The organism is Streptomyces zinciresistens K42 (assembly GCF_000225525.1).
Classification (GTDB): domain Bacteria; phylum Actinomycetota; class Actinomycetes; order Streptomycetales; family Streptomycetaceae; genus Streptomyces; species Streptomyces zinciresistens.
In genome coordinates, this window is record NZ_AGBF01000213.1 from 1 (window position 1) to 10,614 (window position 10,614).

12 protein-coding genes and 1 pseudogene are annotated in these 10,614 nt (G+C 76.2%); 3 read left to right on the top strand and 10 right to left on the bottom strand.

The features are described 5' to 3' along the window. From SZN_RS31685 to SZN_RS31720, 8 genes are all read right to left on the bottom strand, one after another. The coding region (locus SZN_RS31685; protein ID WP_007503068.1) for a glycosyltransferase 87 family protein at window positions 1-1,122 on the bottom strand (1,122 nt) is incomplete at its 3' end. Next, window positions 1,119-2,513, bottom strand: coding sequence for a polyprenol phosphomannose-dependent alpha 1,6 mannosyltransferase MptB (gene mptB / locus SZN_RS31690; RefSeq protein WP_007503070.1), 1,395 nt, complete (start codon window positions 2,511-2,513; stop codon window positions 1,119-1,121). The genes mptB and SZN_RS31685, both read right to left, overlap by 4 nt. A gap of 200 nt (window positions 2,514-2,713) precedes the next feature. Continuing rightward, complete coding sequence (locus SZN_RS31695; protein ID WP_007503072.1) at window positions 2,714-3,655, bottom strand: glutaminase; 942 nt, start codon at window positions 3,653-3,655, stop codon at window positions 2,714-2,716. A gap of 134 nt (window positions 3,656-3,789) precedes the next feature. Further along, a complete protein-coding gene (locus SZN_RS31700; protein WP_007503074.1) occupies window positions 3,790-4,824 on the bottom strand; it encodes an asparaginase in 1,035 nt (344 codons plus the stop codon). 83 nt (window positions 4,825-4,907) lie between these two features. Beyond that, entirely contained in the window at window positions 4,908-5,639 is a 732-nt protein-coding gene (locus SZN_RS31705; RefSeq protein ID WP_078509040.1) for a FadR/GntR family transcriptional regulator, read from the bottom strand. A gap of 154 nt (window positions 5,640-5,793) precedes the next feature. Then, a complete protein-coding gene (crcB, locus tag SZN_RS31710) occupies window positions 5,794-6,168 on the bottom strand; it encodes a fluoride efflux transporter CrcB (RefSeq protein ID WP_007503079.1) in 375 nt (124 codons plus the stop codon). Then, complete coding sequence (locus SZN_RS31715) at window positions 6,165-6,554, bottom strand: DUF190 domain-containing protein (protein WP_007503080.1); 390 nt, start codon at window positions 6,552-6,554, stop codon at window positions 6,165-6,167. The genes crcB and SZN_RS31715 overlap by 4 nt, the downstream gene beginning before the upstream one ends. Continuing rightward, window positions 6,551-7,021, bottom strand: coding sequence for a fluoride efflux transporter FluC (locus tag SZN_RS31720; protein ID WP_007503082.1), 471 nt, complete (start codon window positions 7,019-7,021; stop codon window positions 6,551-6,553). The genes SZN_RS31715 and SZN_RS31720 overlap by 4 nt, the downstream gene beginning before the upstream one ends. Before the next feature lie 430 nt (window positions 7,022-7,451). Between SZN_RS31720 and SZN_RS31725 the strand changes: the two genes are divergently transcribed. After that, window positions 7,452-7,910, top strand: coding sequence for an SRPBCC family protein (locus SZN_RS31725; RefSeq protein WP_007503084.1), 459 nt, complete (start codon window positions 7,452-7,454; stop codon window positions 7,908-7,910). 28 nt (window positions 7,911-7,938) lie between these two features. On the opposite strand, the gene SZN_RS31730 is transcribed toward SZN_RS31725, so the two are convergent. Next, window positions 7,939-8,226: a helix-turn-helix domain-containing protein gene (locus SZN_RS31730; protein ID WP_043734160.1), complete on the bottom strand. Its 288-nt coding sequence runs from the start codon at window positions 8,224-8,226 to the stop codon at window positions 7,939-7,941. Between the two features lie 314 nt (window positions 8,227-8,540). Between SZN_RS31730 and SZN_RS31735 the strand changes: the two genes are divergently transcribed. Then, window positions 8,541-8,930 carry a MarR family winged helix-turn-helix transcriptional regulator gene (locus SZN_RS31735; protein WP_007503089.1) on the top strand — a complete coding sequence of 130 codons (390 nt, stop codon included), beginning with the start codon at window positions 8,541-8,543 and terminating at the stop codon, window positions 8,928-8,930. 73 nt (window positions 8,931-9,003) lie between these two features. Here SZN_RS31735 and SZN_RS31740 read toward each other — a convergent pair whose 3' ends face one another. Beyond that, on the bottom strand, window positions 9,004-9,405 hold the full coding sequence (locus tag SZN_RS31740; RefSeq protein ID WP_007503091.1) for an SseB family protein: 402 nt from the start codon (window positions 9,403-9,405) through the stop codon (window positions 9,004-9,006). 652 nt (window positions 9,406-10,057) lie between these two features. On the opposite strand from SZN_RS31740, the pseudogene SZN_RS31745 reads away from it, so the two are divergent. Further along, a pseudogene (locus SZN_RS31745) lies at window positions 10,058-10,614 on the top strand (peptidoglycan-binding domain-containing protein); the annotation flags it as partial.

Consider the following 10,614-nt stretch of genomic DNA (forward strand, 5'->3'; position numbering starts at 1 on the left):
CGGGCGCGACGGGAAGCGCTGACCGGCCGGCAGCCACAGCAGCAGGCCCAGGGTGATCCAGGTGTAGAGGCTGCCGCCGAGGAAGCCGTCGACGCCGGACGCGTCGTCGAACCACAGCCAGACCACGCTGGTGCACAGCACCGCGTACAGGACGGCCGCGGTCCGTGTCCGTCCGGCGCGCACGAGGACGGCGAAGGCGGGCAGCAGCCACACCAGGTGGTGCACCCAGGTGACCGGGCTGACCAGGCAGGCGGTCAGCCCGGTCAGCGCGAAGGCGGCCGTCCAGTCGCCCGCCGCCACCGCCCGCCGGGCGCGCGCGGCCCACACGCCGAGGACGAGCAGCACGAGGACCGCCCACACCGCCCGGTCCGTGATGTCCAGCCGGGCCAGGACGCCCTGGAGCGACTGGTTGGAGACGTAGTCGAGCCGGCCCACCCGGTCGGTGTCCCACAGCGCGCGCGTCCAGTAGAAGCGGGAGGCCGCGGGGTCCACCGCCGCCGCGAGCGCCGTCGCGCCGACGGCGACCGCGCCCGCGACGGCCGCGGCCCTGCGGCGTCCGGCCACCAGCAGCAGGGCGATGAACACGGCGGGCGTCAGCTTGACCGCGGCCGCCAGGCCGATGCCCGCGCCGGCCCAGCGTTCGCGTCCGGCGCTCAGCAGGCGGCAGTCCAGCAGGACGAGGGCCAGCAGCAGCATGTTCACCTGGCCGAAGCTGACGGTGTCCCGCAGGGGTTCGAACAGGGCGAGCGCGCACAGCGTCAGCGCCACGCCGTACCAGCCGTGCCGCCGCAGCTCCTCTCCCGCCAGCACGTGCAGCACGAAGGCCAGGGCCGCCAGGTCGAGCAGCAGCGTCACGGCGATCGCCCCGTGCAGCCCCGTCAGCGCCATGGGCAGCATCAGGACGGCGGCGAACGGCGGATAGGTGAAGCCGTACGACGTGCCGGGCACCCGGTAGTCGTAGAGCCGGCCCCCGTGGTGCGCCCAGCTGTCGACGGCGCCCTGGTAGACGCGCAGGTCGAACCAGTCGCGCAGCAGCGGAACGGTCGCGGTGAAGGCGGTGACGGCGGCGGCGAGCACCAGCACGAGGGCGAGGCGGCCGCGGCCGGTGCGCGGCGCCCTCACGCGGTGCGCTCCCGGGCCGGGGCCTGCGCGGCGAGGTGGGCCTGCCACAGCACGGCCACGGCGAGCAGGCCGCCGCAGACGGCCAGCAGCAGCCGGCCGGTGTCCGCCATTTTCCCGTCGGGCAGGACGGCGAGCGCGAGCACCGCCGTCGCCGCGGCGAGCCGGTCCCGTACCGCGGGGGCGGGCGCGGCGGCGGCGATGACGAACAGGCCCCACAGGGCGTACCAGGGGCGGATCGCCGGTCCGAGAGCGGCCACCGCGACGAGGCTCAGGCCGAGCGCGTACACCGGGCGGGTGTGCAGGCGCCGCCAGATCACCAGCAGGAGGGCGGCGGTCAGCGCCACGCCGACGGCCTGCCACGCGGGCACGGCCAGGGGTGCGAGGCCGCTGCCCGCCCGTTCCAGGAGCGACGCGGTGGCCCGGCCGAGCAGGCTCGTCAGCGCCCAGTTCCGGGAGGAGACCGGGGTGTCCAGGGCGCCGATCCAGCCGTAGCCGGTGCCCGTGAGCGCCGTCACGGCGACCGTGGTCGCGCCGGAGGCGGCGGCGGTGACGAGGACGGCCCGCGCCGGGTGGCCGCCGGCGCGGGTGCGCAGCAGCACGACGGCGACGAGGCCGAGCAGGGCGGGCGCCTTGACCAGGGCGGCCAGGGTGACGAGCGCCGCGCCCAGGACGGTACGGCCGCCGAGCGCGGCCACCAGGCCGGCGCCCAGCAGGCCGAGCATGACGGCTTCGTTGTGGGCGCCCGCGACCAGGTGCAGCAGGACGAGCGGGTTGAGGACGCCCAGCCACAGCGCCGCGGCCGGGTCGGTGCCGCTGTGCCGGGCCAGCCGCGGCAGGACGGCCGCCATCAGGGCCACTCCGAGGAGGGCCAGCAGCCGCATGCCGACGAGTCCGGCGGGCAGTTGGGCGCCGGTGAGCGCCGACAGCGCGGAGGCGGCGGCGAGGAAGACCGGGCCGTAGGGGGTGGCGGTGTGCCGCCACAGCGGGGCGACCTCGGCGGCGAGCGGACCGCCGAGGCGGGAGGGGCCGTAGGCGTAGACGTCGATGCGGGCGTCGACCATGGCGCCCTGGGCGACGTAGCTGTAGACGTCGCGGCTGAACAGCGGGGGTGCGACGAGCAGCGGGGCGGCCCAGATCGCCAGGGTGAGCAGCAGGGCGCGCGGGGTGGGCGGGTGCGCGCCGCGGACGAGCCGGCCGAGCAGCAGCCACGCCGCGATCAGCAGGACGAGCCCGAAGTACACGCCGACCAGGCCCAGATCGGCGTGGGCCGGGTTCGGGTCCGGCAGGTCGCGCACCGGCAGCGCGCCCGCCTCCGCGCCGCCCAGGGCGAGGCAGGTGGTACCGGCCAGGCCGAGGGCGCGGCAGTGGCGGAGATCGACGGGGAATGCCATGGCCAACACGCGGCCAGGCTGTCAACGCCTCGTGGCCGCGAGACGACGCGGAGCCCTCGGGGCGGCGGCCCGTACATGACCGCCGTGTGATCGCTCGCGCCCGGCCCCGGGGAACGGTGGGCCGGTGGGCCGCGGGCGCGGGGCGCGGGCTGTCGGTCTGGTGATCGCGACGATGGCCGCCGGTGGGCCGCGGGCGCGGGTCAGAAGACCGACAGTCCCGTCATCGTCGTGAAGAGGTCGAGGGCGGCGACGCCGGCCACCGAGTTGCCGCGCTCGTCGAGGCCGGGGCTCCACACGCACAGCGTGCAGCGGCCGGGCACGACGGCGATGATGCCGCCGCCCACCCCGCTCTTGCCGGGCAGCCCGACCCGGTGGGCGAACTCCCCGGCGGCGTCGTAGGTGCCGCAGGTGAGCATCACGGCGTTGACCTGCTTGGCCTGGCTGCGGGTGAGCAGCCGGGTGCCGTCGGCGCGCAGGCCGTGGCGGGCCAGGAAGCCGGTGGCGAGCGCGAGGTCGGCGCAGGACGCCCGCACCGAGCACTGGCGGAAGTACTGGTCGAGCAGGGCGGGCACGGGGTTGTCGATGTTGCCGTAGGCGGCCATGAAGTGGGCGAGGGCGGCGTTGCGGTCGCCGTGCGCGGTCTCGGAGGCGGCCACGTCCAGGTCGAAGTCCAGGGACGGGTTGCCGCTCTCGGCGCGCAGGAAGGCGAGGAGTTCACCGGCCGCGTCGCCGGTACGGGTCTGGAGGCGGTCGGTGACGACCAGGGCGCCGGCGTTGATGAACGGGTTGCGCGGGATGCCGTTCTCGTACTCCAGCTGGACCAGGGAGTTGAAGGGGTTGCCGGACGGCTCGCGGCCCACGTGCTCCCAGAGCGCGTCGCCCTCGCGGGCCAGGTCGAGGGCGAGTGTGAACACCTTGGTGACGGACTGGGTGGAGAACGGCTCCCGCCAGTCCCCCACGCCGTACACCGTCCCGTCGGGTTCGGCGACGGCCATGCCGAAGCTGCGGGGGTCGCAGGCGGCGAGCGCCGGGATGTAGCCGGCGGGCCTGCCGCGGCCGGGGGTCCGCCCGATCTCGTCGGCGATGCGCTCCAGGACCGCCTGGAAGGCGGGTGCCGCCGTCGATGCTGCCATGATCACCATTGTGCCGTGCCGCCGGACCGGGCGCCCGCCCGCGTTTTCTGCGGGCGGCTCGCGGTCGGGCCGGGGCACGGCCGTTCACCGACGGACCGCCCGCGCGGGGGCCGCCGGGCCGCTCGGCCGGGTCGGCGCGTTCGTCAGGCGTACGCGCAGCCGCAGGCGGGGGCGGGGGCCGCGACCGGGTCCAGCGAGCGCACGGGTCGTACGCGCCCGACCTCCCGCCCGCCGCCGAGGAGCGGTTCGCCGCGGAACCCGGTGAGCGGTTCCGGGTCGACGCCCGCGAAGGCGAGCGCGGCGGCCGCGACGGGCACCCTGGCCCGGTCCGCCCCGTCGGCGATCTTCACGGCGACCGCGCGGCCGTCCGGCAGCGCGGCGAGCTGCACGCCCTCGAAGCCGTCCTTGGCCAGCAGTCCCGGTACGGCCCGCATCAGCGCGGCCACGTCCCGCCCGGCGCCGGAGGCCATCTCGGCGTGCGTGCGCATCGCGTCCGCGACCCGCGCCTCGGGGGTGCCCGGCGGCGCCGTCGTGACGCGCGCCCCGGCGCGGGCCAGGCCGTGCAGCGAGACGGAGAACAGCGGCGCCCCGCAGCCGTCGACGGTGACCCGGGCGACGCGCTGCCCGGTGAGGTCCTCGACGATCTCGGCGACGGCCTGCTGGAGCGGGTGGCCGGGGTCGAGGTAGTCGTCCAGGGACCAGCCGTTGAGCCGGCAGGTGTACAGCATGGCGGCGTGCTTGCCGGAGCAGTTCTGGGCGAGCCGGGAGGGGCCGCGGCCCGCGCGGACCCAGGTGTCGCGGACGGCCGGGCCGTAGGGCATGTCCGGGACGTTGCGCAGGTGGTCCTCGGTGAGTCCGGCGAGTTCGAGGATGCGCCGGGCGCCGGCGAGATGGCGTTCCTCGCCGGAGTGGCTCGCGGCGGCGAGCGCGAGCAGTTCGCCCTCCAGCGGCAGCCCGGCCCGCGCCATGGCGACGGCCTGGACGGGTTTGAGGGCGGAACGCGGGTAGAAGGCCGCCTCGATGTCGCCGAGTTGGAACCGCACGTCCCCGCCGGGGCCGAGGACCACGACGGAGCCGTGGTGCACGCCCTCGGTGACGCCGCCGCGGACGAGGTGCGCCACGGGCGCGTGGAGGGGTTCGCGGACGAGGGGTGCGTCCGCCGGGGAGCCGCTGTGCATCACTGCCTGCCGTCGTGGGTCGAGGGGAAGGGACGTCCGCGCCGGGTGCCGCGGGGGTGTCCGGGCCGCCGGGTGCCGCCCGCTCACGGCGCGGCGCCGCTTTCCGCGGAAGTGGCCGCGCGTCCGGCGCGCACGATGTCGGTGAGCGAGGTCCCGACGCGGTCGAGATGGTGGGCCATCGCCTCGGTGGCGTCGTGTGCGCTGCCGTCGGTCAGCGCCTCGACGATCGCCCGGTGCTCGCGGTTGGACTGCTCGCGGCGCCCGCCCAGTTCGTTGAGGAAGGCCGACTGGCGGGCCAGGGCGTCGCGGATCTCCTCGATGACCCTGCGGAAGACCGGGTTCTGGGCGGCCTCGGCCACGGCGAGGTGGAAGAGGGTGTCCATGGCGACCCACGCGGTGGTGTCCGTCTCCCGCTCCATGCGGTCGAGCAGATGGGCGAGGTGGTCGAGGTTCTCCGGGGTGCGGCGCAGGGCCGCGTAGCCGGCGACCGGGATCTCCACGTGGCGGCGCACCTCCATGAGGTCGCTGGCCGTGTAGTCGCCGAACGTGGGGTCCTCGACGGTGTTCGCGACGACGAACGTGCCCTTGCCGGTCTTGGAGACGGTCAGCCCCATGGTCTGCAGGGCGCGCAGGGCCTCGCGCAGCACGGGCCTGCTGATCTCCAGGGCGCGGCACAGCTCCGCCTCGGAGGGGAGCTTGTCCCCGACGGCGTACGTGCCGCGTTCGATGGCGTCCCGCAGGTGCGCCAGCACCGCTTCCATGGCGCTGACCCGGCGTGGCGGCTGTCCGGCTGTCCGGCTGTCTGACAGGTTCACGGTGCGATGGTCCGGCCGGACCCCGGGCGCTGTCAAGGCGTCCGGAGCGTGCGACGCACCGCGGGGCGGTTCCCGCCGGTTCCGGCCGCGGGGACCGTGGCGAGGATCACGCGCGCCGGTGCCGGAACGGCTCTGGGCGCCGCGCCGCCGTGGGCTACGGCCACACGGCCCCCGCGACCGCCAGGCCGAGGAACGCGGCGCCGAGCCCGGCGGTCACGCTGCCCACGACGTTGACGGCGGCGTAGAGCCGGGCGCCGGTCCCGGTCAGCCGCAGGGTCTCGTAGGAGAAGGTCGAGTACGTCGTCAGGGCCCCGCACAGGCCGGTGCCGATGAGCAGTTGGAGGCGGGACCCGGCGGCACCCGCGAGGGCCGCGCCGGTGAGCAGGCCGAGGATCAGGCTGCCGCTGACGTTGACCACGAAGGTGCCCCACGGGAACACCGAGTCGTGCCGGGACTGCACCGCGCGGTCCGTGAGGTAGCGCAGGGGCGCGCCGACCACCGCGCCCGCGATCACCAGGAGCCAGTTCACGAGGCCGTGCCTCCCCGCGCGCCCGGCCCCGGTCCGTCCCCGTCCCCCGCTCCCCGGCCGGTGTAGCGGATGACCTCGCACGCGTCGAGGGTGACCAGTCCTTCGGTGACGAGTTCGTCCAGTTGCGGCAGGAACGCCCGGACGCGCTCCTCGGTGTCCACGATCACGACGGCGACGGGCAGGTCCTCGCTGAGGGAGAGCAGCCGCGAGGTGTGGATCAGCGAGGAGGCGCCGAAGCCCTCGATCCCGCGGAAGACGCTGGCGCCCGCCAGGCCGGCCGCGTGGGCGCGGTGCACGATCTCGGAGCAGAGCGGCCTTCGGTGCCAGGTGTCGCTCTCGCCGACGAAGACGGTCAGGCGCAGGGCCGTGCCGGTCAGCCTGGTCATGCCTGCCTCCACTTCAGCACGCGGCGGGTCCCCGCCGCGGCGAGCCATACGGCCGTGAGCGCCGCGGCCGGTGTCGCGGCGAGGTAGGCCAGGGCGAGGGACGGACGGCCGCCGTCGAGGAGCCTCGTGAAGTCGACGGTGTAGGTCGAGAAGGTGGTGAAGCCGCCGAGGACGCCGGTGCCGAAGAACGGGCGCACCAGGCGGTGCGCGCTCCACTCCTCGGTGATGACGACCATGAAGGCGCCGATCACGGCGCAGCCGACGACGTTGGTGCAGAACGTCGCCCAGGGGAAGCCGCCCGGCCGGGCGGGCCAGGCCAGGGCGAAGGCGTACCGGGCCGTGGCGCCGAGGGCCCCGCCGGCCGCGACCGCGGCGAGAACCGGCACCTGGGCCCGCCAGGCCGCGGGCCGCCGGGTCCCGGCGGGCGCGCGAAAGGGCGCGGTGTCCTGGGCTTCGGGGGCTGTCATGGGAGTCACGTCTCCTACTCGCCGGGGCCCGGTCGCGCGGGCCGCTTCGCTGCAAGTAGGGACCGTTGGCGGCGTCCGCCGCGGTTCGGGTACGGCGGGCCCCACCGCCGCGCCGCGAGGTGGTCGCGGCCGGGCAACAGCCTAACGCCGGCCGGCCCGTGCGGGCACGCCGGGGCCGGTCGGGCGGAGACGGTCGGGGCGGGCGGGCAGGCCCGCGGCCGGCGGCGGGAAGGGCCGTGCCGGGCGGTTCACGGTCGGCGGAACCGGTCGGCGGGACGGGAGGGGAGTCCGGCCAGCGGGACCGGCCGGTCTCCCGGGTGCCCGGGGTCCCGTGCGCGGCTACTGTCGAAGAACCCCGCACGGGACAGGTGACCGGCCCCCGTGACGAGACCCGTGTCCGGCCCGGACAGGGAGTGGGAGTGTGGTGGGCATGGCCCGTAGTCGCCGCCTGATCCTGAGTTCACCGCCGGAGGTCTGGGGCCTGCTCGCGGACGGCCGGCGCTACGGGGAGTGGGTCTCCGGAACCCGTGAGGTGCTCACGGCGGACCCGCACTGGCCGGACGTGGGCGCGCGCCTGCGGGTACGGGTCGGGCTCGGGCCGCTGGTCCTCGACGACACCGTCGTCGTCCGCCTCAGCGAACCGCGGCGCAGGCTGGAACTGGAGGCGAGGGCCGAGCCCTTCGGCGCGGCCCGGATCGCCCTGCGGCTCGTCCCCTGGGGCGGGCACACGCTCCTCGTCATGGACTGGCACCCCCTGCGGGGCCCCGGCACCCGGATGCACGGGCTGCCCGTCGACTACGCCGTCTCGATCCGCAACGGCATGATGCTCACGAAGCTGGCCCGGATCGCGGTGCGCGAGCACCGCGCGGCGGGCCGGGGCGCGGGGTAGCGGCGGGACGCACGCCGGGCCACCGGGCCTACCAGCCCTTCTCGAACATGCGCGCCACCTCGGCGATCCGGACCTCGTCACGCCGGTAGTACAGCCGCCGCCCCATCCGTTTGGCGCGCAGCAGCCCGAGATCGGCGAGCAGGCCGAGATGGGTCTCCGCGACCGCGCGGGACACCCCGAGCCGCTCCGCCACGGCGTCCGCGCTCACCCCGTCCTCGACCGGGTCGGCCCGTCGCCGGCGCGGGAAGTGGGCGACCGGGTCCTTCAGCCACTCCAGGATGACCAGGCGTCTCTCACTGACGGGAGTTCTCAGCATCTCCTCACCCTCTCCGTCGGTGCGCGTCATGGCGCGTCACCCCACTGTCCCGCAGCGGACGCCGCGGTGTCCGGGAGTACCGGTCTGTTGTCCGGTACCGAACGGCCTTACGAGGAGGGGAGGTCGGGGCGGTGGAGGGTCCGGGTCCGGTCGTACGGACATGTGGCGGGGTCGTGCCCGATGCTGCTCGACGGCCGGGCCACGGCATCGGCACGGGAGCGCGCGCCCGGCGCCGCGGCCCGGCCCCCGGCCCGCTCACCCACGCGCTAGTTGCACGCTCAACGACCGCTGGGGGTCGGTGCTACGGTGCAGACATGGCAGCCAAGACGGCCGACGCGGGGCTCGAACAGCGGTGGCGGGACATCCTCTCCGTCCACGCGCGCACGATGTGTGAGATCGACCGGGTGCTGCATCCGCACGGCCTGGGAGCCAGCGACTTCGAGGTCCTCGACCTCCTCGCCTCGGCGATGCCCGAGGAGGGCACGCACTGCCGGGTGCAGAACCTCGTCGGGCGGGCCCATCTCAGCCAGAGCGCCCTGTCCCGGCTCATCGGGCGCCTGGAGAAGGACGGGCTGGTCGAGCGCTCCGTCTGCGCGGAGGACCGGCGCGGTGTGTACGTCGCGCTGACCCCCAAGGGGCGCGGCCTGCACGGCGAGGTCCTCCCGTTGCAGCGCGAGGCCCTGGCCCGGACGCTGGACGGCTGACGGCTGACGGCTGACGGCTGACGGCTGACGGCAACGTGGGCGGGGCCCGGGTGGGCCGCGCCCACGGGGTGGTTCAGGGCCGGGCGAGCAGGGTCCGTACGCCCTCCGACGTGAGGGTCAGCGGATGCGGTGATCCGGCGTCTATGGTCAGCGCCAGGTCCTCCGTCGGCCACTGCGAGGCCAGCGCGCCGAGCGGCACGAGCCGGTAGCGGGAGACGTGGGGCAGCAGTTCGGCCATCGCGGGTTCGGAGGTGAAGACCGGGACGACCGGCTCGCCGCCTGCCCGCTCGATGACCGGGAGGGCCACCACGTCGGGGTCGGTGGCGTCCGCCTCGCCGGCGTCGTCGGGCACCGGGACGAGGACGTCGCTGCTCGCGAGCGCGTCCATCGCCGTCGCGTCCTCGGTGTTGTCGGCCAGGGCGTCCAGCGCCTGCCGGGCCGTCGTGGCGGTGCGGTCGTTCGCGGGTGTGTCCATGGCAGATCCCCTGTCAGCGGCGGTCGTGCGGCCCGTCCGGGCCGTCGGGGCGATGCGCCCCGACCCCGGCGCGTTCCCCGTCGCGTACCCGATCCGGACCGGGACATTCCCGTTTCCTCACGCATCTCGGCGGAGCCGGGGGCGTGCGAGCGCCGCCTCCGGCCCCCTCGGTCCGCCGCGTCGCGGGCGCGGGAGGCGACGCTCGGACGCGTCCGCTCCCTCCGGCGGCAGCGTCGCCGCCTTCACGGGCGCGGGCGGCGGTCTCCGACGGTGACGTGCACCGCGGCCCGGCATCCCGCCGCTTCGCGGGCGCCGGCGCGGCGTACGCGTGACGGCGTACGCGTGACGGCGGCGGGAGGACGGCCGGATCGTCGGGGGCCGCCGAACTCGCGGGACCGGGCGGCCGGGACGTGTGACGGCCCGCCCCCGCCGGTCCTCCGGCGCCCCGACCCTCCGCTCCTCTCCCCCAGCACCCCGGCCGGCGGGCGCCGGGCGGACCAGGGGCCCCGCGGGCCGGGAGGCCGGGGCAGCGCAGAGCCCGTGGGCGGGATCCGGACATCCGCGGCCCCGGTTCCGTCAAGCTCCGGGGGCATGGAGATTGAGTGTTGAACCTCTGCCTAAACTCTGGACCCTGCACGGAGAGGGACCCCACGTGAGCGAACCGAACGACCCCGCCTGCCCGGAGTGCGGCACGCCCCGCGCGGCGGACGGCACCCCCGCGTGCCCGTGCACCCGTCGGGCGTCCGAGGCCCGCCGTGAGGCGCGCACGGCGGAGGCGGCGGCAGCGGAGGACTTCGATCCGGTCCGGCTACGGCCCTTCGTGGACCTGGGCGAGGACGGGGACCCGCCCTCCCTTCCCGGTGCAGTCCTCTCCCCTGCGGGCGGCTCGGGCTCCGGGGAGGACGCACTCACCTCCCCGGACCCCGCGGCGGCGCGACCTGCCGTGCCCGGCGCCGAGCGCGCGGACGCGTCGCCCCGCCCCGCCCGCAGCCGCACCGTCCTGCTCACCGCCTCGGGCGCCACGCTGGCCGTCCTGCTCACGGGCGCCTACCTCGGCGGGATGTTCACCTACGACAACCCCGCGCGGGGCGACGCGGCGCCCGGCGGCCTCCGGGCTCCCGTGCCCACCGGTTCCGCCCCGGACGGGACGTCCGTCGAGGGCGGGCCCGCCCGCGCGGCCTCCGTACCGCCGCCGCCCGACGGCCGGCC